Consider the following 25575-nt stretch of genomic DNA (forward strand, 5'->3'; position numbering starts at 1 on the left):
GGGAAGCAACCAATGTTGTCGAAACCACGTATCGGGGCCATCTGCTACTTCGTCTCGGATCTCACCCGCACGGAAGCCTTCTACCGTGATGTTCTGGGTCTCAACGTCAAGCGCATGGAGGACGACGAAGCCGGCTCCTGGCTGATGGCGAAGATAGAAGACGAGGTCGAGTTGATCTTCTTCGTCGTGGAGAGCAAGCCGGGCAACACACCTATCGTCGTGTTCGATCTCGCCGAGGGCGGCATCGACGATGTGGTCGCGGGCCTCGCTGAAAAGGGAACCACCATCGTCACGCCGGTGAGCCATGCGCCCGGCGGCTGGTCGGCAGAATTCGCCGATCCCGATGGCCACGTGCTGTCCCTCTACCAATCGGCGGAGATGCCGCGTCTGAAGCGGGCTGCCAACGGCTGAAGGGGCGTTTCCCCAATAGAAAAGGCCGCCGCATGTGTTGCGGCGGCCACAAGCCTTTCAGGTCGGACGAGACCGGGGAGGGGCCGTGATCAGGCCCATTCACCCTTTCGCATGACCGGGACGCGGCTACCGTCGGCGCGCACGCCGTCGATGTCGACCTGGCCCGAACCGATCATCCAGTCGATGTGGATCAGGCTCGAATTGCCGCCCTGGGCGCGGATCTGTTCCGGCGTAAGCTTGGTGTCGTCGATGAAGCAGCCGGAATAGCACTGGCCGAGCGCGATGTGGCACGAGGCGTTTTCGTCAAACAGCGTGTTGTAGAACAGGACGCCGCTGGCCGAGATTGGCGAGGAATGCGGCACCAGAGCCACTTCGCCGAGCCGGCGCGCCCCCTCGTCGGTGTCGAGCACCTTGTTCAGTACTTCCTCGCCGCGCGATGCCTTGGCCTCGACGATCCGGCCGCCCTCGAAACGTACCTGGATGTTGTCGATCAGCGTGCCCTGGTGCGACAGCGGCTTGGTCGAGGAGACATGGCCTTCGACACGCAGCGCATGCGGCGTCGTAAACACTTCCTCGGTCGGGATGTTCGGGTTGCAGGTGACGCCATTCTTGGCCTCCGATGCGCCGCCGCACCAGAGATGGCCATCGGCAAGCCCGACGGTCAGATCGGTGCCCGGGCCGGTAAAGTGCAGCGCGGCAAAGCGTTCGCCGTTCAGCCAGGCCGAGCGCCGGGCGAGGTTGGCGTTGTGCTCCTTCCAGGCGGCCACCGGATCGGCGACATCGACGCGCGAGGCGGCGAAAATGGCGTTGGCGAGCTTCTCGACGGCAACCTCTTCCGGGTCGTTCGGGAAGACGAGCTTCGCCCAGGACGGGTTCGGGTATGAAACGATGTTCCAGTTGATGTCGAAGTTCGAGATCTTTTCGAGCGCCGGCTTATAGGCAATGGAATTTGCCTTGTTGGCCCGCGCCACCTTGGCCGGATCCTGCGCCGAAAGCATCATCGGGTTGTCGCCGGAGATTGCGAGCCGCGCTGCACCACCGGCGAAAGCTTCGGCCATGCCCTTGAACAGCCAGTCGCTTGCCCGGTCGAAGCTCTCGTCCGGTGCATAGGCATAACGCGAAAGCGTCGTGTCCTCGTCCGAATAGAGAGTCGTCACGAGGCCTGCACCGGCCTTGTAGGCGTGCTTGGTGATCAGGCGAACAAGCGGCATCGCCGCGACCGGCGCAGTCATGACAAGGTCCTGACCGCGCTGAAGCTGCAGGCCGACCTGGATCGCGACTTCCGCGAGCTTGTCGAGTTTCACCGGGTCGATCGGATCGGGCGTATTGGCGGGAAAGGTCATGATCTACCTGTCTTTCTGAAATCGGAAGAAGAAGACTTAGAGCGCTTTGCGGCGAAAATGAAGGCTGAGCCCGGGAGGTTTCGTGCAATCAGCGCGCGCCGAGGGCCGCACGCACCCGCTCGACATTGCTCCTGTGCACAGCCTCATAAGGCGCGAAATAGAGGATCGCGCTGGAGGCGATATCCTCGGCGGCGAATTCCTTGAGTGTGCCGATGGCAGAACCGGTCGCGATCGCGCGGGTCAGCCGCTCGAGATAGCCGCGATTGGCATCGATCAGTTTCGGTCCGTAGCCGCCGCTGGCGATGCGTTCGCGGTCGCCATGGGCGGGTAGAATCCGAGCAATCGGCCATTGCCGCAGGCGCTTGAGTTCCGCGATGTGCGTCGCCGTCTGATCAGCCTCGCTGATGAAGGTCGTCGTATCCTCAAGCGTATCGCCCGCCAGCAGCAACTTCTCCTCGGGCAGCCAGATCACGTTGCCGTCGGCGCTATGGATGGCGAAGTGATGCAGTTCGACCCGGCGTGCGCCGACGGTCAGTGCAAGCGTCTCGTCGAACAGGCGGTTCGGCATCACGAGGGGCTGGATCGGCGGCGTCGCCGTTTCGATCTTCTCGCGGTTTTCTTCAAGTTTCGCTGCCGTCAGCTTGAGGGCGATGATCTCGCAATCGGCAAAGACCGCATTTCCGGCCACATGGTCCTTATGCCAATGGCTGAGCACGACGCGGATCGCGGTGACGCCAAGGCTTTCGAGATGGTTGCGGATCGCCCGGGCGTGATCGAGCGAGATATGCGTGTCGTAGACCAGCGCTTGCGCGCCGTCGACGATGGCATAGGAGGCGACGCCGAGTTCGTAGGCGCCGTCATCGAGCCAGTTCGCCGCCTGCGAATAGAGCCGCACTCCGGCAACACGCCCATCATAGTAGGCATAGACGCCGGGATAGGGCTCAAGAACCGTAAGGGTCGAGATCATGTCGGTCACAAGGCGCTCCTCCAGCATGGCTTGCGCCCTGTCATAGAGCAGGCGCACGCCAAACTGAAGGACGGCGTGATCACGCGCTCTTCGCTATGCCTGTCCGGCGCGCAGCAGATAGGCGTCGTGCTCCCTGAGGAAGGTCATCAGCCGCTCACCGTAATCCGGCGTCACGGCCGCCTTGACGCTCGGCCGCTCGGCGAGCGCCTTGCGCCAGGCGCCGACACGATCGAGTCCGTCGAAAATGCCGTGATCTGCAAGCGTGTCGAAGAGATCGAAGTAACGGAAGATCGGTGCGAAGACCGCATCGACGAGCGAAAATTGTGTACCGGCAAAGTAGGGACCTTCGCCAAGTGCCGCTTCCATGGTCACAAGTTTGCCGGCCACCGCCTGGCGTTTCTGTTCGTAGGTTTCCCGGTCCTTCGCAGTCTCGAAGCCCCAGAGATCCGAAAGGATCGACGAGCCGAATTCCATCCAGCCGCGATGACGGGCGCGCTCCAGCGCGTCTTCGGGGTGAAGCTTCGGGCCGGCTTGGCTTTCCTCGACATATTCGGCGATGACGGAGCTTTCAAACAGTACCTTTTCGCCGCTCTGCTGCGGCACCTGCAACAGCGGCACCTTGCCGAGCGGCGAGATTTTCAGGAACCAGTCGGGCTTGGCCTTGAGGTCGATATAGGTCCGCTCGAAGCGAACGCCTTTTTCGTCGAGCGCGATCGAGGCACGCTGCACATAGGGGCAGAGATGGTGGCTGACGAGGGTAAGCATGGCAATCTCCCGGTTGAGGTAAAGTAGATGCATATGCATGTATGTGAGCTTGCTTCGACTTTCAAGATCGATGTAATTGCATCTATGAGCAAACAGACGAAAATCGACGAGAAGGGCCCTGGCCCCGAAACGACCGCGGCCTGGATCGGCCTGATGCGCGCACGGGAATGCGTGCTTGCTCGGATCGAGGCCGATTTCAAGGGGGCCAGCCTGCCACCGCTTGGCTGGTACGACGTGTTGTGGGAACTGGTTCAGGCCGAAGACGGCCGGCTGCGGCCCTTCGAGATCGAGGCGCGCACCTTGCTCGCGCAGTATAACTTGTCGCGCCTGATCGATCGCCTGGTCAAAGAGGGGTTGGTCCGTCGCGAAGCCTTCGACGCCGACGGTCGCGGCCAATGGGTTGTCGTCACCGAGGCCGGAAGGGCGCTGCGCGCGCGCATGTGGCAGACTTATGGGCCTTCGATAGAGGCCCATGTCGGCGCCCGGCTGACAGAAGCGGAGGCGCGGCAGCTCGCGGCGCTGCTGGCGAAGCTCAGGTAGAGCACGTCAGTTCTCAAACAGGGTACCGGCGAACGATCGGGTAGCGCCTTCCAGGCAAGTTACCCCTCACCTTAGCGCTCTTCCTGCAGATGGGGAGAGGGGGCGTGCTGGCGTGCTGTTCGTAGCGCCGCCGACCGGAGCCGTCACAGGAGAGGGAGGTCGTCGTTGCTGAGACGAACGGGACCATGCGTCTCCTTCGCCCCGCTTGCGGGGAGAAGGTGGCCGGCAGGCCGGATGAGGGGCCTCGACGGGGCGAGCGTCAATCTAGGACGCCGTCGTCGCTTAGCTGCTCAGCCCGAACGACTTCTCCAGCGCTTCCCAGGTCTCGTCCATGGCGAAGGTGCCGGAGAGATAGGGAATGGCCACGTGTCCATAGAGCGGCGAAAGCTGCCACTCGGCCGTTTCCTCGTCGACCCCTGCGATCTGCTGCAGGTAGATCGTCGAGACGAGGCCGGTGCGGTCGGCGCCGGCCTTGCAGTGGATCAGAAGCGGCTTTGCCGCGTCCCTGAGGATCGCCATCAGCGCGTCGGTTTCCTTGCGGTCGATCTCGGCCGAAGCGGACATGGGGAAGTTGATGAGCCGGATACCGTTGCGCTCGGCGGCGGCAACCTCATCGCGATACCAGCGCTCGTCCGGCTTTTCGCCGCGCAGGTTGAGAATGGTGCGGATGCCGTAGGCCTTGGAATAGGCGGCGATCGCCTCCGGCGTCGGCTGTGCCGAACGGTAGACCTCACCGGCCACGAGCGTATGGAAATTGCCGGTCCACTGAAGACCGACGAGGTAGATGACCAGGGCCGCGACGAGCGCAGCCGTGCCGACGGCGAGGCGCTTCAAAAGACGCTTCGCGCTGGGAAATCTTGCAAATGTCATGTGAGAGACCCGACGCCGTTCGAAGGCGGGCGTGCATGCAAAAATTGCACATTTCGTCCCCGCGTCAGCGGCTCGTATAAGGCATCTGTGATATTTTGATGGCAGTGCCTCAGGCGATGAGCGGTGCGGCGATCGCCTTTAGCGCGGCCTGGGCGTCGCGGGGTGCAAGCCGCACCTGCAGACCGCGCTGTCCGCCATTGATGTAGACCTGCACTTCGGCAAGTGCGGCCTCCTCGATTGCCGTCGCCACTTGTTTTTTCTGGCCGAACGGGCTGATGCCGCCGACATGGTAACCGGTCAGCCGCTCGGCATCCGCCGGCTTCATCATCGCCGCCGACTTGCCGCCGAAGGCGGCGGCGAGCTTCTTCATGCTGACCTCACGATCGGAGGGAACGACGCAGCAGACCGGCTTGCCGTCGACTTCAGCCATCAGCGTCTTCAGCACCCGGCTCGGATCCTCACCGAGCGCCTCGGCCGCCTGCAGGCCGACGCGCTCCGCATTGGGATCATAGTCATAGGCATGCACGCTGAAGGTGACGCCGGCCTTCGAAAGCATCTGTGTGGCGCGCGTGGTCTTCGACATCGTCGTCGCTCCAAATGGGGGTCAGGCTTTGGCGAGCACGGCCTCGTAGAGGTCCGGCTTGAAGCCGATCAGCAGATTGCCGTCCGCTTCGAGCACCGGACGCTTGATCATCGAGGGCTGGGCGAGCATCAGCGTAATCGCCTTGTGTTCGTCGAGGTCCTGCCTGTCGGCCTCGTCGAGCTTGCGGAAGGTCGTGCCGGCGCGGTTCAGCACCGTTTCCCATCCGGCCTCCTTGCACCAGCGCTCGAGATGCGGGCGGTCGATGGCCTCGGCCTTATAGTCGTGGAAGCGATAGGCGATGCCCCGGCCGTCGAGCCAGGTGCGGGCCTTCTTCATCGTGTCGCAGTTCTTGATGCCGTAAATCGTAACCGTCATTCCCATGCTCCAGCCGCAGCGAGCAATTCCCGAACGGCCGCGCCTCTGGGAATCGCGCAATTTCAAAGCGTGGCAGGAGTGATAGCCGCCCGATGCGCGGGAGGGAAGACCGAGACCTTGCGTCAGGTCACGCCGGCGTAGCGTCCCGGCTTGTGATTGATCGCCAGCGTCATGTTGACGACAGCGGCCCCGATCACCGAGAGCACCAGGTTCGATGGCGGCAACACGAAGAAGGCGGCAGCCAGAATGGTGAGATCGACCGCCAGCTGGAAATAGCCGGCACGGACGCCGAACCTTTCCTGGAGATAGATCGCGACGATGTTGATGCCGCCAAGCCCGGTGCGATGGCGAAAGAGGATCAACAGGCCCATGCCCATCAGCCCGCCGCCGACAACCGCCGCATAGATCGGGTCAAGCCGGGCGATCTCCACCCAGCCGGCCGTCAGCCGAGAAAACAGCGAGACGAGGCTGACGGCGATGAAGGTGCGCAGCGCAAACATCCAGCCGAGCCGTTTGACCGCCAGGACGTAGAAGGGCAGGTTGACGAGCGAAAAGACCAGCCAGAACTCGGCGCCGGTCGCATATTGCAGAAGCAGTGCCAGGCCCGACGTGCTGCCCGTGAGCAGCATCGCCTTGCTGTAGATGATGATGCCGAGCGACATGATTAGCGTGCCCGTCAGGATCGCCAGCGCATCCTCGTAGAGGCGATGGCGTTCAGTCGGGGTTTCTGTCGCGTCGATGCTGTGCTCGGCCATCATGGTCCTCAGAGGTTCTTGAAGTTGGCGATGACGCCGTCGACTTCCGCCGTCTTCAGGCCGGCAATGTTGATGCGGCCGGAACCGGGCATGTAGATGCCGTGCTCGTTCCGAAGCCGCATGACGTCGGCCTCGGCAAGCGGAAGCAGCGAGAACATGCCTTCCTGGCCGGCGACGGCGCCGAGCGCCTGCCAGCGATCGCGCAAGCCTTCGGCGAGCGCGCGGCGGATGTTGGTGATGCGCAGCCGCATGGTTTCGAGTTCTGCTTGCCAGTCACGCTTGAGCTCGGCGTCGGAAAGGATCATCCGCACGATTGCAGCACCGTGATCCGGCGGCATCGAGTAGCTGGTGCGGGCAAGGCCGGCGAGGTTGGAGCGGACCGTATCGGCCGAAGACGAGGAGGCCGTCACCGCGAAGATCGCGCCGGCGCGCTCGCGATAGAGCCCGAAGGACTTGGAGCAGGAAACGGCAACCAGCGCTTCCGGAACGACGCCGATCAGGTGGCGGAGACCGGCGACATCCTCGTCGAGACCGCGGCCGAAGCCCTGGTAGGCAAGGTCGACGAGCGGCAGCAGGCCGCGCTCGGCGATGACGGCGGCAAGCTCCATCCACTGCGCTTGCGTGATGACGCCGCCCGTCGGGTTGTGGCAGCTCGCATGCAGCAGCACGGCGTCGCCGGCAGCAGCGCTCTGGAGCGCCGTTATCATGTTGTCGAAGAGCACGCTCTGCGTCGGCACGTCGAAGAACGGGTAACCGGCGGGCTCAAGGCCAGCGGTCTTGAAGATGCTGGCATGGTTTGGCCAGCTCGGCAGCCCGATCCAGATGCGCTTGCCGCCCATCTGGTGGATGAGGTCGGCCGCGAGCCGGAGAGCGCCGGAACCGCCCGGCGTCTGCACGCCGGCGATATGGCTGCGATCGATGGTATCGCCACCGACCAGCGTCCAGAGATGATCGATAAAGACGAGATCGCCCTCGGGGCCGACATAGGACTTGCTGTCCTGCGTTTCGAGCAGGCGCTTCTCCGCTGCCTTGACGGCGCGAAAGATCGGGGTGTGGCCGGTTTCGTCGCGGTAGACGCCGACGCCGAGATCGACCTTTCCGGGGCGCTCGTCCTTGCGGTAAAGCCCGATCAGGGCCAGCAACGGATCATCGGGTTGGCGGATCAGAGCGTCGAACATGCCGGAAATTCCCCCTTGAGTGGCAGCGATGCGTTATCGGTCGAGAAAGCCTGCCGGCCGCCGTTCCTCCGGCTGCCCTGCGGCTTTCTTCTTAAGTCAGCGCAAGCGCAAAATCGATGCGATATTTGCCACGGAGACAATATCGACAGCGTGCCATTTGCGCAAAATTCTGCAATTCATTTGCTGATTTGCGTGCTGCGGCATATTTCCTGAAGCCGAAATCGAAGCGTTGGGGGCGATGATGGTTGAGAAGATGGCGGTGGAACTGGATCAGATCGACCGGCGGATCATCCGCCTTCTGGTGGAGGATGCATCGCTCAGCAACAACGCGCTTGCGGCGAGAGTCGGGCTCTCGCCGGCGCCGCTGTCGCGCCGCCTTGCCCGGCTCTATGCGGCCGGCGTCATCCGCCAGACGGTGGTCGTCGATCCGAAGGCAGCCGGCATCGGCTTCCAGGCCTTCGTCGAGGTGACGCTGGAGCGCACCGCAAGCAAGGTCGGCCAGCGCTTCATCGAGCTGGTGTCGCGCATGCCGGAGGTGGTGGAATGCCACACGGTCGCCGGCGATTTCGATTTTCTTCTGAAGATCGCGGTGCGCGACGTCGCAGATTACAAACGCCTGCTCTGGAGCGAATTCGAGCAGATCGCCGAGATCAAGACGTTGCGCTCGACCATTCTGCTCGACAGCCCAAAGATGACGGCCGCCACGGGGGCGTGACGGCCGCTTGAACATTCAATCCCAGGCCCTAGGCTTCAAGCGACCCGGGTTTGCGCCCGGCGCTCGACGGCGCAGCGCAGGCGATCTTCATCAAGTCCGAGCGCCGGCGTGCAAGGCGGGTCGAGACGCGGGTGACAATCAGCCCGTCCTGCGGCGCGCGCACCTCGAGGGCGCCGTCCGCCTGGCCGGGGCGCGTAAGGATCGTTGCGAGCAGATCGCCTGCCTTCACGCTCTCGCCGATCTCCCGGTGGAACAGGATGGCGCCGGCCTCAGGGGCCCGGATCATCTCGATGTTGTCGAGCGGTGCGATGATGCCAGCGAAGGGTGCAATCGTTTCTTCGTCACCGGTAATGACGCCGCGGGCGACGAGGAAGCGGAAGACCCCTTCGGCATCCTTGCGGGCAAGCTCCGGATAGACGTCGCGCGTGCCGCGAAGCTCGACCGTCACCGAGAGGCGTCCCGGCAGGCGTGCCTTCTTCTGCCCGGTTTCGTATTTCCAGGCATAGGCGACAGCCTCCTCGAAGGCGGAGCTTTCGCCGTCCGAAAGGAAGACCGCCTCCATGTCGAGCGCCGAGGCGAGGTCGCCCGCTTCCGGCCAGAAGGCGTCGTCGATATAGGCGTATTGCAGCGCCTCGTCGTCGCAATGAAGATCGAGCATCAGGTCGGCGCCGAGCGCCATATGCAGCAGCTGCCGTTTCAGCCGATCCGTCGCCGAGTAGCGGTCGAGATCGTCGATCAGCCGGTCACGGTCGCCAAGCGTGATCAGCGGAAAATCACGGTTGAAGTTCGTGCGTGAGCCGAGGTCGAAGCGGCCCTGCAACTCGCCGAAATGCGACTGCGCGGTGCCGATCGGATTTGCCTGGGGCACGACGGTGATGTCGCCGAGGATGGCGCCGTCTTTCTCCGCCTGCTGCAGCCGCTGCAGCAGGAAATGGGCAAGTGCGGTGCCCGGCAGTTCGTTGGCGTGCAGCGCCGCCTGGATGTAGGTCTTCGGTGCAGCGGCCGTTCTGCCCTTGAAACGGAAAACCGGCAGGCGCCATTCGATACCGGGCGTATCGCCGGCGATGATGATTTCGGAAACGTCCATGGGCTCCTCCCCGTATCGTTCGTTGGTCGCGCTTATCGGCATTCCCAAGGCGCTCCGCAAGTCGCTAAGAACTAGGGTGCGGTTTCGGGTTGCGCCGACGTCGCTCTGGCTTTGACATGATCGGCAGGCCTATTGTTCTGTGAAGCATCCAGCACAGGTGGGAGACACCAAGATGATCCTGATCGGCCAATATGACTCCCCCTTCGTGCGACGCGTGGGCATCGCGCTCAGCCTTTACGACATCCCGTTCGAACACCGTCCCTGGTCGTCCTTCGGCAATGCCGACGAGCTTCGGGTCTACAATCCGCTGACGCGCGTGCCGACGCTGGTTCTGGACGATGGGACGGTGCTTACCGACAGCCATATCATTCTCGATTATCTAGACAGTCTCGTTTCCGACGAACGGGTCCTGTTCCCGCGAACGGAACCGGCGCGCCACGGGGCGCTGAGAATCGCGACGCTCGCCACGGGCCTCGGCGACAAGGCCGTCAGCCTGTTCTACGAGAAGCGGTTGCACGGGGCGGTCTCGGCACTCTGGGTCGACCGCTGCCGCCGCCAGATCGAAGAGACGCTTCAAGTGCTCGAAACGAGCCGCGCGCAAAGCACGGGCGCCTACTGGTTCTGCGAGCGCATCGGCCATGTGGATATCGCCGTTGCGGCCGTGTTGCGCTTCCTCAAGGAGGTGCATCCCGATCTGGTCGCGATGGGGCGCTATCCGCGTCTGCAGGCGCATGCGGACATGCTTGAAGCGCTTCCGGTGTTCCAGACGATCAGCCAGCCCTTCATTCCGCCCGCGTAAGGGGGGCTCCCCGTCGGAGCCGGGCTGGCACATCACCAAGGTGTACGGCTACCTTCCGCCTGGACTTCAGCGCGACGGCAATAGCGACCAGCGGGCGAGGATCTTCGTAGAGCCCGCCCCCTTGCGGGCATGGATCAGAACGAGTTCGCGCGCCACCCAGGAGACCGGTTCGGAAACGCGGAGATCCGGCGCGACCCGATCGTTCCGGTAGAGCGTCATATGGGGGATTGCCATGAGCGGGCGTTTGAGCGCCTCGATCTGCCGGACCAGCGCGCTGAAGCCCGGCGCGGCGTCGCGCGTCGTCAGGGCGCGCGGCCGGTCGCGGCCATTGCCGTTGCTGACCAACCTGTCGAGGCGGATCTCGACCGCTGGCACGTCGACGCGGTCACCCTGCCGCAGCGCATCCGCAACCGCGAAGTCGGGCAAGCCGCGGCCCTGCCAGCGCTTGTCGACAGAGACGTGCAGGCGATCGGGCCGATAGATGAAGCCATCCGCCATCTGGTCGGCGAAATCCCTTTCGGCAATCGCCAGTGCCTTCGTGGCAGCCGGCTCGTCCGGAAGTAGCGCGAAGTAGAGGATGTCGATTGCCGGCGCTGGCTGGGGACAGCCGAGATCGAATGCGAATTGGTTCGACGACATGGTACCCTCCGCCGCCCGGGTCGCGCGCCACGACATGTGGTCTCGACCGGAGATGGGGATGCCGGCTGACAATGCCAAGGACATCCGGCGGGGAATGGAAGACTTCACCGTTGGCCGAGGCTGTTGCTTCGCTACTCCGTCGGCATCCGGCCAAATTTCTGCAAATTCGGATCGAGACGGTCCCAGGCAAGGCCGCGCACGGCGTAGGTCACCGCTTGCGGTCTGTAACGGCTGGGATCGTCGAGGCTTGCAGCGCGAACGCTGAAGAACTCCGGCATGGCTGAGAAGGTCATGTAGACCGGAGAGCCGCAACTGGGGCAGAAGCCGCGCGTCTTCACATGGCCGCTGTCGGCGACCATGTCCCAATGCGAGGCCTGACCTTCGAGCTTCACGCCCTCGCGGCGGAACGTCATATGCGATCCGTGCCCGGTCCCGCTTTCGTGCTGGCAATCACGGCACTGGCAGTCGTTGGAGAAGACCGGTTCTCCTGAGATCTCGTAGCGGATCGCACCGCAGGCGCGTCCGCCGATATAGGACTTGCTCATACATTCGCTCCAGTCTCGGGCACGGCAAAGCCTTTCGCGTGGCTGCGAGGGCGACGCCGACCAATCACTTTGCCTGTTTCGGGGGGGAGCCGGATCGCTATGGCGATCCGGCCTGGGCTTCAATGCTGTTCGTCGGTAACGGTGCCGAGCCGCGACAGGACCTTCGGCCAGCCATTGCTCATGTTGGCATAGGCGCTGTCGTTCTTCGGCGTGACGAAGCCCGAATGAACGAGCCGGAGGCGGGTGCCGTTGTCGACCTTCGTCAGCGTCCAGGTGACGACCGTATCGAGACGCGAGCCATAGCCGCTGTTGCCTTCGTCGCCACCTTTCCAGGAGTAGACGAAACGCTCATGCGGGCGCACCTCCAGCACCTGGCAGCGGATGGTCCCGTCCCATGCGCCGGCGGGCGTCGTCCGGAAGGTGAAATGGGTGCCTTCCACCGGTTGGAAGCCGGTCGGCGGCATGATCCATCGGCCCATCAATTCGCCGTTGGTCAGCGTCCTCCAGATCGTCTCGGGCGTATGCGGAAAGACCTCGTCGACGACGATATCCTGGGTCTCGAGTTTCAAGGCTGCTGCGTCGGTCATGGATCGATCTCCTTGAGAAGGGTGCGCAGATTGGCGAAGCGGTCATGCCAGAAGGTGCCGTAGTGGCTCATCCAGTCGACGAGCGGCGCCAGGCCCTCGGGCTCGGCGCGGTAATAGACGTTGCGGCCCTCCGGACGCTCGGCGACGAGACCCGCCTGTTTCAGCGACTTGAGGTGCTGCGAAATCGCGCCCTGCGTCACGCCGCTGCCGCGCGTCAGTTCAACGACGGTGATCTCGTCGGCATTGGTGATGCGCTCGAACACGGCGCGCCTGGTCGGATCGGCAAGGGCGCGCATGACGGCGGTGATGGGAGCGGTTTCGATCATCATGGATAAATAAATAGCGGATGCTAATTGATTAGTCAATGCTATTGATTTGAATGCTGCTGCAGAACGAAAAGGCACGCTCGAGGCGTGCCTTCAGTCGCTTTGATCCCCGGAGCACATTGCCTCAATGCGGGCTCGCCGTCGGGCGCACGATGATCTCGCTGACGTCGACATCGTCGGGCTGTCCGATGGCGTAGGCGATCGACGACGCGATGGCGTCAGGACTGATGCAGACGGCCCGCCATTCCTTCATGGTTTCTCGTGCGGTCAAATCGCTGATCGTATCGGCGAGTTCGGAGGTCGTCGTTCCGGGCGAGATGACGGTAACGCGGATGCGGTCGGTCTCCTGCCGCAGGCCGTCCGAGATCGCCCGGACTGCGAACTTGGTGGCGCAATAGACGGCGGCCGTCGGCGACACCGAATGGCCGCCGATCGAGGAGATGTTGATGATCTGCCCGGCCCCTTGCGCGCTCATGATCGGCAGGGCCGCGGCGATACCGTAGAGCACACCCTTGATGTTCACGTCGACCATGCGGTCCCACTCGTCGACCTTGACCGCTGCCAGCGGCGACAGCGGCATCACGCCGGCATTGTTGACGATGACATCGAGGCGGCCGAATTCGGCCTGGGCAAAGCGGGCGAAGGCGGCGACGTCGCCGCGGTCGGTAACGTCGAGCACGCGAAAGCGGACCTCGCCGCCGGCGCCGGCGATTTCGCCGGCGATGCGTTCCAGCCGGTCGGACCGGCGTGCGCCAATCACGACCTTGGCTCCGGCAGCCGCCAGCAGCTTCGCAGCGGCTTCGCCGATGCCGCTGCTTGCGCCGGTCACGGCCACGACTTTTCCGTGAACATTTTCCATGGATATGCCCTTTCGAAAGGTGCGTTTCTGTTTGAGTCCGGCTCGGGCGTTGGGCCTGAGCGCCGGTGAGACAGAAGATAGAAAGGGCGATCCGTTCGATCGAGGTGCCGATCGAGCATGGGGCGGTCAGAAATTCTGACCAAAGATCTGGCGGCAACAGGGCCGGCAATGGCGTCCACCAGGATCTTCCGGATTGCCTTCGTTGCCGGTTGATATCGCTTATTCGCTCGCCTGCGCTGCCTGCTCGATCAGCTTGGCGACCGCTTCCGGCTTCGAGACGTAGATGGCGTGGCTGCCGGATGTTTCGACCACGGTGGAGCCGGCGCGTTTTGCCATCTGGCGCTGGGCGGCCGGCGGGATCATGTGGTCGTCGGTCGCGACCAGATAGAAGCTCGGCTTCTCCTTCCAGGCCGGAGCGGTGACGGCGCCGGCTGCCGCTTCGACCCCCCACGGGACCTGGGAGTCGGCCATGAAGGCGGCAATCTCAGGATCGACATCGGCCGCGAAGGCGGCGGCGAACTTTTCCTTGTCGAGCGAGAGGAAACCATCGACCGGCGGCAGGATCGGCGGAACGGGCGAGCCGGCCGGCGGGTTGGCGATGAGCGAGGAAACGGACTCGCCCTTATCCGGCGCGAAGGCGGCGATGTAGACGACAGACTTCACCTTCTCATCGGTGCCGGCTTCCGAAACGACCACACCGCCATAGGAGTGGCCGACGAGCACGATCGGGCCGTCCTGAGCGGCGATCGCACGCTTGGTGGCCGCGACATCGCCGGCAAGCGTCAGGGTCGGGTTCTGCACGATGGTGACGTTATAGCCGTCCTTCTTCAGGATGTTGTAGACGCCCTGCCAGCCGGAGCCGTCGGCAAAGGCGCCGTGAACGAGCACGACATTCTTGGTGGCGGGGGCGGCCTGGGCCGGCGTCAGCGCGCTTGCGGAGAGGGCGAAAGCGGCGGCGGTGATGAGGGACTTGAGCATTTCGGGTCTCCTTCGTTGAGTTGTTTTCGCGACATTCATTATCGCGATAACAATCATATACGGCGACTCCGGTTTCTTGTAAAGATATTAATTATCGCGATATCTATTTTCGCGGAAGAAGCCGCAAAGCGCCACAAGGAGGTTGGAATGCCTGACGAACCGACAACGCTGCCGCTCGACAGCCAGCTCTGTTTTTCGATCTACTCGGCGTCGATCGCCATCAACCGCGTCTACAAGCCGATGCTCGATGCGCTCGGTGTGACCTACACGCAGTATCTCGTCCTGAGCACGCTTTGGGAGAGGGATGGGTTGACGATCTCGGCGATTGCCGATCGGCTGGGTCTGGAATCGAGCACGATCACGCCGGCTGTGAAGCGGCTCGAAGCTGCCGGCTTCCTGGGTCGGCATCGCAGCGTCACCGACGAGCGGCAGGTCGAGGTCCACCTCACCGCGAAAGGGCGCGGCCTCCACGTGAAGACCGGCTGCCTGACCGATGCGCTTCTGGAAAACTCCGGCTTCACGGTGCCGGAAATGATCGATTTGAACGAGCGGGTGCGGAAACTCCGCGATGGCATGCGCGACGCGGTGAAGTAGCGCTGCACCCGGGCCGCGACTGTGCCGGGAAGCAAAAAGGGCGCGCCGAAGCACGCCCTTTAACATTTTTTATCACCGACGCAGCAGATGCGTCCGCGCGTTTATTCCCACTCGATCGTGCCCGGCGGCTTCGAGGTGACGTCGTAGACGACGCGGTTGATGCCGCGGACCTCGTTGATGATACGCGTCGCCGCGCGGCCGAGGAATTCCATGTCGTAGTGGTAGAAGTCCGCCGTCATGCCGTCGACCGAGGTGACGGCGCGAAGTGCACAGACGAACTCGTAGGTGCGGCCATCGCCCATGACGCCGACGGTCTGCACCGGCAGAAGCACAGCGAAAGCCTGCCAGATGGCGTCATAGAGGCCGGCCTTGCGGATTTCGTCGAGATAGATCGCATCCGCTTCGCGCAGGATCTCGAGCTTCTCGCGGGTGATGCCGCCCGGGCAACGGATGGCAAGGCCCGGACCCGGGAAGGGGTGGCGGCCGATGAAGCTGTCGGGCAAGCCGAGTTCGCGGCCGAGCACGCGCACTTCGTCCTTGAAGAGTTCGCGCAGCGGCTCGACGAGCTGCATGTTCATGCGCTCCGGCAGGCCGCCGACATTGTGGTGCGACTTGATGGTCACCGACGGGCCGCCGGCAAACGAGACGCTTTCGATCACGTCGGGATAGAGCGTCCCTTGGGCGAGGAAGTCCGCACCGCCGAGCTTCTTTGCCTCTTCCTCGAACACCTCGATGAACAGGCGGCCGATGATCTTGCGCTTGGTTTCCGGATCGCTCTGGCCTTCCAACTCGCCGATGAACCGGTCGGAAGCGTCGACGTGCAGGAGGTGGAGGTTGTAGTGCTCCTCGAACATCGCAACGACGTTCTTCGCCTCGTCCTTGCGCATCAGGCCGTGGTCGACGAGGATGCAGGTGAGCTGGTCGCCAACGGCTTCATGGATCAGCAGTGCCGCAACCGAGCTGTCGACGCCGCCCGAGAGCGCGCAGATCACCTTCTTGTCACCGACTTGACGGCGGATCGCCTCGACCGCCTTGGCACGATAGGCCGACATCGACCAGTCGCCCTTGATGCCGGCGATCTTGTGCACGAAGTTGGAAATCAGCTTGGCGCCATCGGGCGTGTGCACGACTTCCGGATGGAACTGCACGGCGTAGTACTTGCGCTTCTCGTCGGCGATGAAGGCGAAGGGGGCGTTGGCGGAGGTCGCGACGACCTCGAAGCCTTCGGGGATCGCGGTGACGCGGTCGCCATGCGACATCCAGACCTGGTGGCGCGAGCCGAGGGACCAGAGACCGTCGAACAGCGCGCATTCCTTTTCGACTTCCAGGAAGGCGCGGCCGAATTCACGGTGATGGCCGCTCTCGACCTTGCCGCCGAGCTGGGCGCAGATGGTTTGCTGGCCATAGCAGATGCCGAACACCGGCAGGCCGGAATCGAAGATCACCGAGGGCGCACGCGGCGAGCCGATATCGAGCGTCGAGGCCGGGCTGCCGGAAAGGATGACGGCCTTCGGCTTCAGCCGCTGAAAACCTTCTTCGGCCGACTGGAACGGCACGATTTCGCAATAGACACCGGATTCGCGCACGCGCCGGGCGATGAGCTGCGTTACCTGGCTGCCGAAGTCGACGATAAGGACGGTGTCGGGATGGGCTGTCTGGGTCATTGGGTGCCTTCAAACAAGCTTGATCATGGCGAGCCTTTAATGAAAGCCCGCCATCGACGCAACGATTCAATTGCACCCGGACAATTCCGGGGTTTTGGAGCGGGATGAGGAAAAGTGCGTGCGGTTTTCCGCCCGCATCCCGCTCTGACTTGTGAGCATCGATCACGTTTATGGCTTTGGGTCGACCAGACCCGAAGCCATCGGGGTCTAGAGCGGGATCACGCCGCTCGAAACCGCATTCTCCAACCGGTCGATCACGCTTGCAAGCTTCTCGTCGATGACGTGAAGATACTCCGTCCAGTCGTTGACGTGCTTCAGTTCGGCCTTGCCGTCGGAAATGCCGCGAAGCGCAATCAAAGGAATGCCGAAGGACTGGCAGGCGCGCAGCACCGCGAAGGTCTCCATCTCGACCATGTCGGCGTCGATCGTCTCGTAGGCAGCGCCCGAGACGATGTTGGCGCCGGTCGAAAGCCGCGCTTCCGGAACGCCGGGGATGCGCAGCGGCAGCGGCACCACGGCCGGAAGGTCGAGAAACGGCGTTGCGCCCTTCTCGAAGCCGAGCGGCGAGGCATCCATGTCGCGGTAGCCGACGGAAACCGCCTGGTAAACTTCGGTCTGTTCGAGCGTGGCGGCACCCGCCGAGCCGAGCGAAACGACGAGATCGGGCAGGGTCCGCTCGGCGGCGAGTTCGGCAAGCGTGCGCGTCAACACGACGGCCGCCTCGACCGGCCCGACGCCGGTCATCAGCGGCTTGATCCGGCCTTTCAGGTGCGGACCGCACTCGGCATCCACGGCCATGACGTAGAGCACCTTGTGTCCGGCAACGTCCTTGACGGCAAAACTCATCCTTCGATCCCTTCGCGTCCGCGCACAACCATCATCGTTCCGGTCATCGAGGCGATCAGCTTTGCCGGTCCGTCGGAGCGGATCGCATAGCCGCGACCGTCGGAAACGATGATCGTCGATCCGGGCTTTGTCACCTCGCCGCGGAAGAGGAAGCGTTCGCCGCGCCCGGGCGAAAGCAGGTTGACCTTGAACTCGATCGTCAGGATCGAGGCATCCGGGTCAATCACCGAATAGGCCGCATAGGTGCCGGCTGAATCCAGCGCCGCGGAGATCACGCCGGCATGCAGGAAGCCGTGCTGCTGCGTCAGCTTGTCGTCGAAGGGCAGCTCGATTTCGACCGTGCCTTGCTCGACAAGTGTCAGTTCGGCTCCGATCGTGCGCATCGCCGCCTGCCGCGCGAAGCTCTCGCGAATGCGCTTTCGGAAATCGGGGGGATCACGGTCGTCCATCAGTCCATGGGCCTTTGTGTCGGGCGGCATCATTATGACCGCGGGACAGTGGCACGGTCGTGAAGGTCGGACAAGTTCAATTCATGAGCAAAATCGCGCTGTTGAGCGCCGTCGCAAACGCAACCCAGGCGAGATAGGGAAGGAACAGCAGGGCTGAAATGCGATCCCGTTGCCAACTTGCGACGACGAAGCCGGCAACCGCGATCACGAGCGCGATGATCACGATCAGCGCCGACGCTATATCCTGCATGCCGAAGAACAGTGGCGACCAGAGGAAGTTGAGGATCATCTGCGCCAGCCACAGGCGCATGGCGGCGCTGCGCCGATGATCGAGAAACATGCGGGCGCCGACAACGCCGATCATCACGTAGAGGATCGACCAGACCGGCGCGAAGATCCAGTCCGGTGGATTGAAGGCTGGCTTTGCCAGCGACCGGTACCATTCGCCGGGGATGTTGTTGGTGCCGATGAGAAGGCCGAGGCCGAGAACGGCGACGATGAAGACTACGTATACGATGGTTCTGTTCATGATCTCGCCAGATAGAACAGACTTTCCGTCTTTCCAGCGGGGCCGCCGTTTTGAAGCCATCATGCACCACCTATATGAGCTGCCATGAAGACCTTCCGACGTATCGACATCCGGCCGGCCGGCCCGGACGACATCATGATGATCGCCTCCGTTATCGTCGAAACCTGGCGATCGACCTTCCGCGGGCTGATTTCCGATGCCTTTCTCGACGCCATGAGCATCGAGGAACAGGCGTTGCGCCACGCAAGACGCATGCGCATCGCCGACGTCTTCCATCTGGTTGCGGTTGACGTGAGCACGAACAAGGTGATCGGCTTTGCCAATTACGGCAAGGCGCGCTCGATGCCGCCGCGGTTCGACCGCGAGCTCTATGCGCTTTACATCCTGAAAGAGTTCCAGGGCGCGGGCATCGGCTCGGCACTCGTGCGCAGCGTCGCCGGTCACTGCCGGGAGCTTGGCGGCAAGTCGCTCTTTGCCTGGGTGCTTTCCAGCAACCCGAATCGGGGCTTCTACGAGCATCTCGGCGCCATTGCCGTTGGCCAGGGCCAGGTGAGCCTCGGCGGCGAAAACCACGACCAGACCGCCTATCGTTGGAACGATCTGGCAAAACTCTCCGGCGACGGCCGTTTTTCGGCCTGAGATCGTCTTAGGCCTAAGCCAACCGCACGATGTGCTGGTCCCAGGCCACTCGGCTCTTGTTAGCCTTGAAGTGGCCGTCATAGGAGGAAACGGCAAAGCCGTGGTCGGCTCTGGCGACCCCCGCCGCATCGGCGACGCGCTCTTCCTTCAGCACGGTACCGGTTCGTGCATCGAGCATCACCGCCACGCCGCCCTTCGGCGAAGTCAGTCCGATCAGCCCCTCGTTCCGGTTGACGGCGATGGCGCCGACATAGTTCGCCAGCGCTTCCGTCGTGCGCTCGGGCAGAGACAGGAACTTCAGGTCTTCGCCCTGGGAAAACGAGCCGACGAGCGGCGGCAGGTCGCTGCGCGCACCCTCATACTGGCAGGCGAACCAGATCTCGCCCTTCGGACCGATATCGACATGCCGGGTCGACAGGCGGCTCAGATCATCCGGCAGACCGTGCTTCTGTACGAGCGCGCCGGTTCGCGTATCGACCAGCGTCAGGCTCGGCTCCATATGGTCGAGATTGAGCTTGGTGCGGCCAAAATCCGGATGGGTCTCGATGCCGCCATTTGCAATCGCCAGCAGTTTCCCGTCGGCGCTCAGCGTCATGTCGTGTGGGCCGATGCCGTAGGTCGGGAATTCGCCGATGCGGGTGAAGTGGTCGCTGCCGTCATAGATGCCGACCATGCCGCGATTGGCGGCAAAGTCGTTCTCGGTGGCGTAGAGCAGCTTGCCGTCTGCCGAGAAGCAGCCATGGCCGTAGAAATGCCGGCCGTCGGCAGCGGTGATCACGATCGGCTCGGCCGTGCCGTCGGTTGCAAGGATCATCGCATAGGTGCCCGGCCTGCGGGCAAAGGCGACGATGCGGCGGCTGACGGGCGAATAGGCCATGCCGTGTGCACGGGCCGGCAGCGCCGTGCGGTCGATGATCTCGCCCGCTTCCGTGAGCGTCGCGACGCCATAGCTGCCGTCCGGCGCCATGAAGGCCGAGGCAAAGACGGCGTCGGCCCTGGTCAGGGCGAAGGCTCGCTCAGGCGCGAGGCTCGCCACCCAGGCCGCGCCCGCCATCCTCAGGAAACTGCGCCGGTCGATCAGGCCCGTGGCGGCTGTCATGCCATCCTCGCTCGTCATGGAAATTTGCAAGCCCTGGGCGGAGTGCCCGCTCAGGGCTGCGATGCAGCAGGTTGCGCGCTCAGAGCCAGCCCCGGCGCTTGAAGTAGAAATAGGGCACGATCGCCGAGATCACCATCAGCATCAGTGCCGCAGGGTAGCCGAATTCCCATTGCAGTTCCGGCATCACCCCGAAGTTCATGCCGTAGATCGAGGCGACCAGCGTCGGCGGCAGGAAGACGACGGCGGCAACCGAGAAGATCTTGATGATTTGGTTCTGCTCGAGGTTGATGAGGCCAAGCGTCGCGTCGAGCAGGAAATTGATCTTGTTCGACAGGAACAGCGCGTGATCACCAAGCGACGTCGCGTCCCGCTGGATCAGCTTGATCCGCTGCCGGCTTTCCTTGCCTGCCTTGCGCGGCCCCATGCCTTCGAGCGCCACATGATAGGCGACGAGCCGGCCGATACTGACCAGGCTTTCGCGGATGACCGTCAAAAGATCGCCCTTCTGGCCGATCTGCTCGATCAGCGACTGCAGGTCGCGCGTCTTCTTCGTGGCGCTGGCATTGGTCTTGCGGAACACATCCCGCGAAATTCCGTCGACCTCGCTGCCGGCGCGCTCCAGCGCATCCGCCGTACGGTCGATGATCGCCTCAAGCAGCCCGAGCATCACCAGTTCGCCGCTTTCGCAGATCTGGCCGTTGGCCTTCTGGATGCGGTTGGAAAAATTCTGGAACGGCTTCGGGTCCGCGTGGCGCACGGTAACCAGCGTCGTGCCCTTGAGAATGAAGGTCACCGGCACCTTGACCGGATAATCGCTGTCGAGCTTGGCGGCGGCCGTCATCGTCATGAATTCGGCGCCGGCCTCCTGGTAGAGGCGGTCGGAAAGCTCGATCTCCTGCATCTCGTCGCGGGTCGGGATCTCGATGCCGAGCTGGCCTTCGACGAGCCGCGTTTCCTCGGCCGATGGATTGTAGAGGTCGTACCAGATTGCCGGCGTCGGCAGGGCGATGCCGTCGATCATGTCGACAAGCACGAGGTGGCTGTTCTGGCTTTTGTAGATGCGCAGCATATTGGGCTCCATAGGGCGAGTCATCCGACCGCCTGAAGCCCTGATCAATCAGGACCGGACGGCCGTGAGCGTGAAGGCTCGACTTCGACTGTCGGGGTTCATTGGGAGTTGGTCCTTGTGGTGAAACGTGCCCGCGAGAGCGGACACGGGAAGCGCTTTGCGCCCAAAAGCCTTGATTGTCAACACTGGGCGCTTGAGCGGGATGCGGGCGGAAAACCGCGCCCACGATTCCTCATCCCGCCCTAGTCGCCGTCGGCAAAGGAGAAGCCCGCGCCAAGCCCGATCGCGCCGCCGAAATCCTTGTTCAGCCGATCGAGAAGGTCATTGGTATTGAGCGACAGGAAGGCGAGCTTGGCCCGTTTGTCCTTGTCCTCGAGCGCCTGATCGATCGGTCCGTCGATGTTGCCGGCCATGCCGATCACCGACTTGAAGACGAAGTCGGCGGAACCCGCGACCGAGCGGCTGTCTTCCGGCAAAAGGCTCTGCATGTCGGCAACGTCGAACAGTGTCTTCAGGCCCCGCACGTTGGCGGCGATCGACGCCATGGTGTTGCCGGAGCGCCAGTAGATCGCGAGCTTCGGATGTCCCTTGTCGTCCCTGCCCTCGTAGAACGGCTTCAGCCGCTGGTCCTTCACCGTCTCGACGCCATGGACGAGAATGCCGAGCAGTTCGGTTGCCGCTTCGCGGTTGTCGCGGAACTCGGGATTGTCAGGGCCCGGATGTTTCCAGGCCGCCTGAATGCCATCGGGCTTCTGCCATGCGGCCAGGAACTCGTTGGCGATCGTGTCGAGGTTCTTGGTGATCGCCAGGCCGTAGCGGCAGCGGAAATCACCGTCCTTGTTCAGAAGCGACTCGGCGCCCGTGCCATAGAGCACGTATTCGAGCGCGCCGAGCCCTTGTGCGGCGACGCTCTTGCCCTTGAGTTTGGCTTCGTCCGTTGCGCTTTCATCGTGCTTCGAAACGATCGCCTGCACCTGCTTCAGGCCCGTGCTCTTGCGGTCGGGGTAGAACAGGAACCGCTCGAAGCGGTTCTGCTCAAGTGCCGGACCAAGCCTCACCACCTCGATCGCCGACCAGGCGCCGACCATCTCGGAAAAGGCAACGCGAGCGCCATCGACCGTCGCCTGCGACGGCGCCGCGCAGAGCGTGGCCGTGGCCTGCGTGGCGGCAGCGGTCTTTTCCGTGAGGTTGCGATAGCCGGGGATGATGAAGTCGTCGACGGCTTTGGCCATGACCGCCGGCACGGCCGCCTCGTTGACGACGCGCGGCGAGAGCGCGCTTCCTTCCTGGGCCACCGCCGGGAAAGCGGCCGTCAAGGTCAGGGCAAAAGCGAGAGTAAGCGTATGCGTGCGGGGCATCAGAGTGACTCCAGGAAGGCAAGGAGATCGCGGCGATCGCTTGCGGCAAGGGCGGCAAAGGCGTCACGGGCCTTCTGCCCTTCGCCGCCGTGCCAGAGGATCGCTTCGGTGAAATTGCGGGCGCGTCCGTCGTGGAGCAGGAAAGTGTGCCCACTGACGGTCTTCGTCAAGCCGATGCCCCAAAGCGGCGGCGTGCGCCACTCGCGGCCGGTGGCCACACCCACCTGCTGTCCGTCGGCAAGACCCTCGCCCATGTCGTGCAGCAGGAAATCGGAATAGGGCCAGATCAGCTGGAACGACTGCGCCTTGTTGGCCGCGTCCCGGCGGGTGACGAATTTCGGTGTGTGGCAACTGGTGCAGCCGAGTTCGTAGAAGACCTTCTTGCCACGCAGTGTCTCCGCAAAGCTCGCCTTGCGCCGCGCCGGCACGGCCAGGTTCTCCGAATAGAAGGTCACGAGGTTGAGCACCGGGTCGGGCGCTTCTGTGGGGCCAAGGCGTGCCTGCTCGCCGGTCGGCATGGTCAGGCATTTTGCCTGGGCCGCGGTGCAGTCGCCATGCGGGCGGTCGGCGTCGGGTGAAGAGATGCCGATGTCGGTGGCGAAGGCATCGGCGCTCTGTTGCCGCACGGTGGCGTTCTGCGCCTTCCAGCCGAAGCGCCCGAGCATGAGCTTGCCGGTCCTGGCGTCGCGCGTCAGCGCCGGCCGTCCGCTGATGCCGTCGCCATCCCTATCGTCGGGGTCGGCAAGGGCGAGGATATCCGCCTCGTGGATCGCCTCGATCAGGCCGAGGCCGATCATCGGCTGCGCCACACGCGGCGAGAGCGTGGTTTCCGGATCGAGCGGGCCATAGGCGAGATCGGCCACCGAATAGCCTGGTCGGCGCAGAGAGGCCGTTTCGCCGTCGGGGAAAGTGAAGGGCTCCTCGGTGTAGCTGATCTTCAGATGGCCTTCGGCGGCAAGGCCGGGCACGGCGCTATCCTGAAGCTGGGCGCCATAAACAGCGTCGCCGAAGTTCACCACCTCGTGCGCCGCAATCATCCGGCGCTCCTCGTCGTCGCGGGGCGGCCGCGCCAGGCGGAAGAACATCGAGGTTGTATCGACGGCACCTTCCGGCGGCCGGCCGCGTCCGTCCTTCAGGTGACAGCTCTGGCAGGCTCGGGCGTTGTAGAGTGGGCCGAGCCCGTCGGAGGCCTGTGTGGAGGAGGGGGAGGAAACCCAAAGCTTGCGAAAGAGCGCGTTGCCGAGCTTGAAGCCCTCTTCCTCCTGGAAGGTGAGATTGGCCGAGAATTGCGAAAAACTGTCGGCATTGACGGGCGCGATCGAGGTCGCGGCACCGCCGGACATTGCTTCGAAGGTTTCTGCCTTGGAGAAATCGGTCGCAGGCCGCGTCACCGCCTGGACGCGCTGGCGGTCCTTGTCGTTGAGGTCGGAGCGTTCGGTCAAAAGGCCGTCGCCGGCGAAGGCGGGCAGGGCCGTGAAAAGCGCTTGAACGAGAACAAGCGCGCAAAGGCGGAAAGCGCCAGATTTCATCTCAGGAGGATCGGGCCGCGTCTTTGTCGATGCGGCCCGCCTTTTCAGCTTATTGGAAGACGGCGTTAGGATTATCCAGGCTGTCGGAACCTTCAAGCTCGACAGTGCCGAGATCCAGCGACGCAATGACGCGCTGTACGGTCTTTGCCTGGGCGATCAGGCCGTCGATCGCCGCCTGAACGGTGGCGTTGCCCTCGGCATTGCCTTCGCCGATCATCTGGTCGTAGGCCTCGGTCGTTTCCGCGCGCTTGGCCATCGCCTGCATCTTCTCGACCGTGGTCGAAAGGTTGCCGGCCATTTCCTTGTCGAGCGCCGCATCCTTGGCGGCGACGAGTTCGGACAGCGACGGGCCGGTCATCTTCGTGCCGTCGACGCGGGTATATTCGCCGGTATAGGCCGACTGGATGCCGATCGCATCGTGCAGGTGCGAGTTGTGCGTGTTGTCGGAGAAGCAGTCATGCTCTTCTTCCGGATCGTGCAGCAGCAGGCCGAGCTTCATGCGCTCGCCCGCCAGTTCGCCATAGGAGAGCGAGCCCATGCCGGTGAGGATGGCGACGAGGCCAGCCTTCGGGTCGGCTTCGACCGCCTTGGTCGCGGCACCATCCGGCGTCCAGTTGGCGACCATCTCCTTGAGGTCGGAAACGAGCAGCTCGGTCGCAGCCTTCAGGTAGGCGGCGCGGCGGTCGCAATTTCCGCCGGTGCAGGCCTTGGTGTCGTAGTCGGTATAGGGGCGGTTGCCGGCGCCGGCCTTGGTCCCGTTCAGGTCCTGGCCCCAGAGCAGGAACTCGATCGCGTGGTAGCCGGTCGCGACGTTCGCTTCGATGCCGCCGGCTTCCTGCAGCGTGCCCGCCAGGAATTCCGGCGTGATGTTGGAAGCGTCGACGTCCTTGCCGTCGATCTTGATCGTCTTGTTGGCGATGACATTGGCGGTGAACAGCGCGTTCTCGTCGCTCTCGGTGCCATAGCTCGGATCGACATAGTCGATCAGGCCTTCGTCGAGCGGCCAGGCGTTGACCTTGCCTTCCCACTCGTCAACGATCGCGTTGCCGAAACGGTAGACTTCGGTTTCCTGGTAGGGGTTGCGGGCCTTCTTCCAGGCGTCGCGCGCGGCCTTCAGCGTTTCTTCGCTCGGCGTCGCGATCAGCGCGTCAACGGCCTTGTCGAGCGCTTCTGCGGTCGTCAGCGCGTCTTCGAACTTGGCGTGGGCGACGGCGGTGTAGTGCTTCACCACGGCGGCGGCATCGGTTGCGGCATGGGCCGGCTGCAGGGCCATCGCCGAGGTCGCCGTCATCAGCGCCAGCGCGGCGCCCCGGAAAAATTTCTTGGTCATGACCCTCTCCTGTTGCGTCCCCCGGCGCCGTCGAACGAGCCGCAAAACATGGCGTCGTTCAGCCGTCGAGCCATCAGAAAAGGCCCCGCCGAGCCCGCTTCTCATGAACCAAAAGCAAACTTGTGTCAAAGTGTATAGTTTAGAACG

At 63.5% G+C, this 25575-nt stretch carries 31 protein-coding genes; 7 read left to right on the top strand and 24 right to left on the bottom strand.

What is annotated here, in order from left to right; genetic code table 11:
* Nucleotides 1-12: 12 nt before the first annotated feature.
* Complete coding sequence (locus IB263_RS01125) at nucleotides 13-411, top strand: VOC family protein (protein ID WP_060608439.1); 399 nt, start codon at nucleotides 13-15, stop codon at nucleotides 409-411.
* An 89-nt stretch (nucleotides 412-500) separates the two neighbouring features.
* Here the strand turns inward: IB263_RS01125 and IB263_RS01130 are convergent, their stop codons facing one another.
* The 3 genes from IB263_RS01130 to IB263_RS01140 all read right to left on the bottom strand — a co-directional run bounded on the left by IB263_RS01130 (nucleotide 501) and on the right by IB263_RS01140 (nucleotide 3486).
* A complete protein-coding gene (locus tag IB263_RS01130) occupies nucleotides 501-1754 on the bottom strand; it encodes an aminopeptidase (protein WP_060608436.1) in 1254 nt (417 codons plus the stop codon).
* Nucleotides 1755-1842: 88 nt separating this feature from the next.
* Nucleotides 1843-2721, bottom strand: coding sequence for an MBL fold metallo-hydrolase (locus IB263_RS01135; protein WP_246810962.1), 879 nt, complete (start codon nucleotides 2719-2721; stop codon nucleotides 1843-1845).
* Nucleotides 2722-2814: 93 nt separating this feature from the next.
* A complete protein-coding gene (locus IB263_RS01140; protein ID WP_246810297.1) occupies nucleotides 2815-3486 on the bottom strand; it encodes a glutathione S-transferase family protein in 672 nt (223 codons plus the stop codon).
* Nucleotides 3487-3570: 84 nt separating this feature from the next.
* Between IB263_RS01140 and IB263_RS01145 the strand changes: the two genes are divergently transcribed.
* Nucleotides 3571-4026, top strand: a complete 456-nt coding sequence (locus tag IB263_RS01145; protein WP_246810943.1) for a MarR family winged helix-turn-helix transcriptional regulator — start codon at nucleotides 3571-3573, stop codon at nucleotides 4024-4026.
* 282 nt (nucleotides 4027-4308) lie between these two features.
* Here IB263_RS01145 and IB263_RS01150 read toward each other — a convergent pair whose 3' ends face one another.
* From IB263_RS01150 to tatA, 5 genes are all read right to left on the bottom strand, one after another.
* Nucleotides 4309-4896 carry a dual specificity protein phosphatase family protein gene (locus tag IB263_RS01150; RefSeq protein WP_192437381.1) on the bottom strand — a complete coding sequence of 196 codons (588 nt, stop codon included), beginning with the start codon at nucleotides 4894-4896 and terminating at the stop codon, nucleotides 4309-4311.
* A gap of 109 nt (nucleotides 4897-5005) precedes the next feature.
* The gene (ybaK, locus tag IB263_RS01155) at nucleotides 5006-5479 is read right to left on the bottom strand and encodes a Cys-tRNA(Pro) deacylase (protein ID WP_192437383.1); all 474 of its coding nucleotides are present in this window, start codon (nucleotides 5477-5479) and stop codon (nucleotides 5006-5008) included.
* A 21-nt stretch (nucleotides 5480-5500) separates the two neighbouring features.
* Entirely contained in the window at nucleotides 5501-5854 is a 354-nt protein-coding gene (locus tag IB263_RS01160) for an ArsC family reductase (protein WP_192437385.1), read from the bottom strand.
* Nucleotides 5855-5976: 122 nt separating this feature from the next.
* Entirely contained in the window at nucleotides 5977-6612 is a 636-nt protein-coding gene (locus IB263_RS01165) for a YitT family protein (RefSeq protein ID WP_051659675.1), read from the bottom strand.
* Between the two features lie 5 nt (nucleotides 6613-6617).
* Nucleotides 6618-7787: a tyrosine aminotransferase gene (gene tatA / locus IB263_RS01170; RefSeq protein ID WP_192437387.1), complete on the bottom strand. Its 1170-nt coding sequence runs from the start codon at nucleotides 7785-7787 to the stop codon at nucleotides 6618-6620.
* A gap of 15 nt (nucleotides 7788-7802) precedes the next feature.
* Here tatA and IB263_RS01175 point away from each other — a divergent pair, with 15 nt between their 5' ends.
* The gene (locus IB263_RS01175; protein WP_192437389.1) at nucleotides 7803-8000 is read left to right on the top strand and encodes a hypothetical protein; all 198 of its coding nucleotides are present in this window, start codon (nucleotides 7803-7805) and stop codon (nucleotides 7998-8000) included.
* Nucleotides 8001-8028: 28 nt separating this feature from the next.
* Complete coding sequence (locus tag IB263_RS01180) at nucleotides 8029-8502, top strand: Lrp/AsnC family transcriptional regulator (protein ID WP_089043352.1); 474 nt, start codon at nucleotides 8029-8031, stop codon at nucleotides 8500-8502.
* 28 nt (nucleotides 8503-8530) lie between these two features.
* Here IB263_RS01180 and IB263_RS01185 read toward each other — a convergent pair whose 3' ends face one another.
* Nucleotides 8531-9589, bottom strand: coding sequence for a succinylglutamate desuccinylase/aspartoacylase family protein (locus IB263_RS01185; RefSeq protein ID WP_192437391.1), 1059 nt, complete (start codon nucleotides 9587-9589; stop codon nucleotides 8531-8533).
* 172 nt (nucleotides 9590-9761) lie between these two features.
* Here IB263_RS01185 and IB263_RS01190 point away from each other — a divergent pair, with 172 nt between their 5' ends.
* Nucleotides 9762-10388 (top strand): glutathione S-transferase family protein, encoded by a 627-nt coding sequence (locus tag IB263_RS01190; RefSeq protein ID WP_192437393.1) that lies wholly within the window; start codon nucleotides 9762-9764, stop codon nucleotides 10386-10388.
* Between the two features lie 66 nt (nucleotides 10389-10454).
* Here the strand turns inward: IB263_RS01190 and IB263_RS01195 are convergent, their stop codons facing one another.
* The 6 genes from IB263_RS01195 to IB263_RS01220 all read right to left on the bottom strand — a co-directional run bounded on the left by IB263_RS01195 (nucleotide 10455) and on the right by IB263_RS01220 (nucleotide 14322).
* On the bottom strand, nucleotides 10455-11027 hold the full coding sequence (locus IB263_RS01195) for a 2'-5' RNA ligase family protein (protein ID WP_089043147.1): 573 nt from the start codon (nucleotides 11025-11027) through the stop codon (nucleotides 10455-10457).
* Between the two features lie 131 nt (nucleotides 11028-11158).
* Nucleotides 11159-11572, bottom strand: coding sequence for a GFA family protein (locus tag IB263_RS01200; RefSeq protein WP_192437395.1), 414 nt, complete (start codon nucleotides 11570-11572; stop codon nucleotides 11159-11161).
* 119 nt (nucleotides 11573-11691) lie between these two features.
* Nucleotides 11692-12159 (bottom strand): SRPBCC domain-containing protein, encoded by a 468-nt coding sequence (locus IB263_RS01205; protein ID WP_112976939.1) that lies wholly within the window; start codon nucleotides 12157-12159, stop codon nucleotides 11692-11694.
* Complete coding sequence (locus IB263_RS01210) at nucleotides 12156-12485, bottom strand: metalloregulator ArsR/SmtB family transcription factor (protein WP_112977019.1); 330 nt, start codon at nucleotides 12483-12485, stop codon at nucleotides 12156-12158. The genes IB263_RS01205 and IB263_RS01210 overlap by 4 nt, the downstream gene beginning before the upstream one ends.
* 124 nt (nucleotides 12486-12609) lie before the next feature.
* Nucleotides 12610-13344 (bottom strand): SDR family oxidoreductase, encoded by a 735-nt coding sequence (locus IB263_RS01215; RefSeq protein ID WP_192437397.1) that lies wholly within the window; start codon nucleotides 13342-13344, stop codon nucleotides 12610-12612.
* A gap of 219 nt (nucleotides 13345-13563) precedes the next feature.
* Entirely contained in the window at nucleotides 13564-14322 is a 759-nt protein-coding gene (locus IB263_RS01220) for an alpha/beta hydrolase (protein WP_192437399.1), read from the bottom strand.
* Nucleotides 14323-14469: 147 nt separating this feature from the next.
* Here IB263_RS01220 and IB263_RS01225 point away from each other — a divergent pair, with 147 nt between their 5' ends.
* The gene (locus tag IB263_RS01225; RefSeq protein WP_034804530.1) at nucleotides 14470-14916 is read left to right on the top strand and encodes a MarR family winged helix-turn-helix transcriptional regulator; all 447 of its coding nucleotides are present in this window, start codon (nucleotides 14470-14472) and stop codon (nucleotides 14914-14916) included.
* Between the two features lie 101 nt (nucleotides 14917-15017).
* On the opposite strand, the gene guaA is transcribed toward IB263_RS01225, so the two are convergent.
* From guaA to IB263_RS01245, 4 genes are all read right to left on the bottom strand, one after another.
* On the bottom strand, nucleotides 15018-16580 hold the full coding sequence (gene guaA / locus IB263_RS01230; RefSeq protein WP_192437401.1) for a glutamine-hydrolyzing GMP synthase: 1563 nt from the start codon (nucleotides 16578-16580) through the stop codon (nucleotides 15018-15020).
* 207 nt (nucleotides 16581-16787) lie between these two features.
* A complete protein-coding gene (locus IB263_RS01235) occupies nucleotides 16788-17426 on the bottom strand; it encodes a 5'-methylthioadenosine/S-adenosylhomocysteine nucleosidase (RefSeq protein WP_192437403.1) in 639 nt (212 codons plus the stop codon).
* Entirely contained in the window at nucleotides 17423-17875 is a 453-nt protein-coding gene (locus IB263_RS01240; RefSeq protein ID WP_034805179.1) for a PaaI family thioesterase, read from the bottom strand. Before IB263_RS01240 ends, IB263_RS01235 begins: the two co-directional genes overlap by 4 nt.
* A gap of 76 nt (nucleotides 17876-17951) precedes the next feature.
* A complete protein-coding gene (locus IB263_RS01245; protein WP_113079390.1) occupies nucleotides 17952-18404 on the bottom strand; it encodes a TspO/MBR family protein in 453 nt (150 codons plus the stop codon).
* Nucleotides 18405-18488: 84 nt separating this feature from the next.
* Here IB263_RS01245 and IB263_RS01250 point away from each other — a divergent pair, with 84 nt between their 5' ends.
* Nucleotides 18489-19043: a GNAT family N-acetyltransferase gene (locus IB263_RS01250; RefSeq protein ID WP_034804517.1), complete on the top strand. Its 555-nt coding sequence runs from the start codon at nucleotides 18489-18491 to the stop codon at nucleotides 19041-19043.
* A 13-nt stretch (nucleotides 19044-19056) separates the two neighbouring features.
* Here IB263_RS01250 and IB263_RS01255 read toward each other — a convergent pair whose 3' ends face one another.
* From IB263_RS01255 to IB263_RS01275, 5 genes are all read right to left on the bottom strand, one after another.
* The gene (locus IB263_RS01255) at nucleotides 19057-20142 is read right to left on the bottom strand and encodes a DUF1513 domain-containing protein (RefSeq protein ID WP_192437405.1); all 1086 of its coding nucleotides are present in this window, start codon (nucleotides 20140-20142) and stop codon (nucleotides 19057-19059) included.
* A gap of 79 nt (nucleotides 20143-20221) precedes the next feature.
* A complete protein-coding gene (locus IB263_RS01260) occupies nucleotides 20222-21211 on the bottom strand; it encodes a magnesium transporter CorA family protein (protein ID WP_060519881.1) in 990 nt (329 codons plus the stop codon).
* Nucleotides 21212-21453: 242 nt separating this feature from the next.
* Nucleotides 21454-22569, bottom strand: coding sequence for an imelysin family protein (locus tag IB263_RS01265; protein WP_192437407.1), 1116 nt, complete (start codon nucleotides 22567-22569; stop codon nucleotides 21454-21456).
* Nucleotides 22569-24098, bottom strand: a complete 1530-nt coding sequence (locus IB263_RS01270) for a di-heme oxidoredictase family protein (protein WP_060580620.1) — start codon at nucleotides 24096-24098, stop codon at nucleotides 22569-22571. Before IB263_RS01270 ends, IB263_RS01265 begins: the two co-directional genes overlap by 1 nt.
* Before the next feature lie 49 nt (nucleotides 24099-24147).
* Complete coding sequence (locus IB263_RS01275) at nucleotides 24148-25428, bottom strand: imelysin family protein (RefSeq protein ID WP_029742958.1); 1281 nt, start codon at nucleotides 25426-25428, stop codon at nucleotides 24148-24150.
* Nucleotides 25429-25575 lie beyond the last annotated feature (147 nt).

Origin of the sequence: Ensifer sp. ENS03 (assembly GCF_014852035.1) — a bacterium.
Classification (GTDB): domain Bacteria; phylum Pseudomonadota; class Alphaproteobacteria; order Rhizobiales; family Rhizobiaceae; genus Ensifer; species Ensifer adhaerens.

Excerpts from the sequence above, each read along its gene's own strand:
- IB263_RS01125 (WP_060608439.1), top strand. The coding sequence starts at position 13 with ATGTTGTCGAAACCACGTATCGGGGCCATCTGCTACTTCGTCTCGGAT.
- IB263_RS01130 (WP_060608436.1), bottom strand. The coding sequence starts at position 1,754 with ATGACCTTTCCCGCCAATACGCCCGATCCGATCGACCCGGTGAAACTC.
- IB263_RS01135 (WP_246810962.1), bottom strand. The coding sequence starts at position 2,721 with ATGATCTCGACCCTTACGGTTCTTGAGCCCTATCCCGGCGTCTATGCC.
- IB263_RS01140 (WP_246810297.1), bottom strand. The coding sequence starts at position 3,486 with ATGCTTACCCTCGTCAGCCACCATCTCTGCCCCTATGTGCAGCGTGCC.
- IB263_RS01145 (WP_246810943.1), top strand. The coding sequence starts at position 3,571 with ATGAGCAAACAGACGAAAATCGACGAGAAGGGCCCTGGCCCCGAAACG.
- IB263_RS01150 (WP_192437381.1), bottom strand. The coding sequence starts at position 4,896 with ATGACATTTGCAAGATTTCCCAGCGCGAAGCGTCTTTTGAAGCGCCTC.
- ybaK (WP_192437383.1), bottom strand. The coding sequence starts at position 5,479 with ATGTCGAAGACCACGCGCGCCACACAGATGCTTTCGAAGGCCGGCGTC.
- IB263_RS01160 (WP_192437385.1), bottom strand. The coding sequence starts at position 5,854 with ATGACGGTTACGATTTACGGCATCAAGAACTGCGACACGATGAAGAAG.
- IB263_RS01165 (WP_051659675.1), bottom strand. The coding sequence starts at position 6,612 with ATGATGGCCGAGCACAGCATCGACGCGACAGAAACCCCGACTGAACGC.
- tatA (WP_192437387.1), bottom strand. The coding sequence starts at position 7,787 with ATGTTCGACGCTCTGATCCGCCAACCCGATGATCCGTTGCTGGCCCTG.
- IB263_RS01180 (WP_089043352.1), top strand. The coding sequence starts at position 8,029 with ATGGTTGAGAAGATGGCGGTGGAACTGGATCAGATCGACCGGCGGATC.
- IB263_RS01185 (WP_192437391.1), bottom strand. The coding sequence starts at position 9,589 with ATGGACGTTTCCGAAATCATCATCGCCGGCGATACGCCCGGTATCGAA.
- IB263_RS01190 (WP_192437393.1), top strand. The coding sequence starts at position 9,762 with ATGATCCTGATCGGCCAATATGACTCCCCCTTCGTGCGACGCGTGGGC.
- IB263_RS01195 (WP_089043147.1), bottom strand. The coding sequence starts at position 11,027 with ATGTCGTCGAACCAATTCGCATTCGATCTCGGCTGTCCCCAGCCAGCG.
- IB263_RS01200 (WP_192437395.1), bottom strand. The coding sequence starts at position 11,572 with ATGAGCAAGTCCTATATCGGCGGACGCGCCTGCGGTGCGATCCGCTAC.
- IB263_RS01205 (WP_112976939.1), bottom strand. The coding sequence starts at position 12,159 with ATGACCGACGCAGCAGCCTTGAAACTCGAGACCCAGGATATCGTCGTC.
- IB263_RS01210 (WP_112977019.1), bottom strand. The coding sequence starts at position 12,485 with ATGATCGAAACCGCTCCCATCACCGCCGTCATGCGCGCCCTTGCCGAT.
- IB263_RS01215 (WP_192437397.1), bottom strand. The coding sequence starts at position 13,344 with ATGGAAAATGTTCACGGAAAAGTCGTGGCCGTGACCGGCGCAAGCAGC.
- IB263_RS01220 (WP_192437399.1), bottom strand. The coding sequence starts at position 14,322 with ATGCTCAAGTCCCTCATCACCGCCGCCGCTTTCGCCCTCTCCGCAAGC.
- IB263_RS01225 (WP_034804530.1), top strand. The coding sequence starts at position 14,470 with ATGCCTGACGAACCGACAACGCTGCCGCTCGACAGCCAGCTCTGTTTT.
- guaA (WP_192437401.1), bottom strand. The coding sequence starts at position 16,580 with ATGACCCAGACAGCCCATCCCGACACCGTCCTTATCGTCGACTTCGGC.
- IB263_RS01235 (WP_192437403.1), bottom strand. The coding sequence starts at position 17,426 with ATGAGTTTTGCCGTCAAGGACGTTGCCGGACACAAGGTGCTCTACGTC.
- IB263_RS01240 (WP_034805179.1), bottom strand. The coding sequence starts at position 17,875 with ATGGACGACCGTGATCCCCCCGATTTCCGAAAGCGCATTCGCGAGAGC.
- IB263_RS01245 (WP_113079390.1), bottom strand. The coding sequence starts at position 18,404 with ATGAACAGAACCATCGTATACGTAGTCTTCATCGTCGCCGTTCTCGGC.
- IB263_RS01250 (WP_034804517.1), top strand. The coding sequence starts at position 18,489 with ATGAAGACCTTCCGACGTATCGACATCCGGCCGGCCGGCCCGGACGAC.
- IB263_RS01255 (WP_192437405.1), bottom strand. The coding sequence starts at position 20,142 with ATGACAGCCGCCACGGGCCTGATCGACCGGCGCAGTTTCCTGAGGATG.
- IB263_RS01260 (WP_060519881.1), bottom strand. The coding sequence starts at position 21,211 with ATGCTGCGCATCTACAAAAGCCAGAACAGCCACCTCGTGCTTGTCGAC.
- IB263_RS01265 (WP_192437407.1), bottom strand. The coding sequence starts at position 22,569 with ATGCCCCGCACGCATACGCTTACTCTCGCTTTTGCCCTGACCTTGACG.
- IB263_RS01270 (WP_060580620.1), bottom strand. The coding sequence starts at position 24,098 with ATGAAATCTGGCGCTTTCCGCCTTTGCGCGCTTGTTCTCGTTCAAGCG.
- IB263_RS01275 (WP_029742958.1), bottom strand. The coding sequence starts at position 25,428 with ATGACCAAGAAATTTTTCCGGGGCGCCGCGCTGGCGCTGATGACGGCG.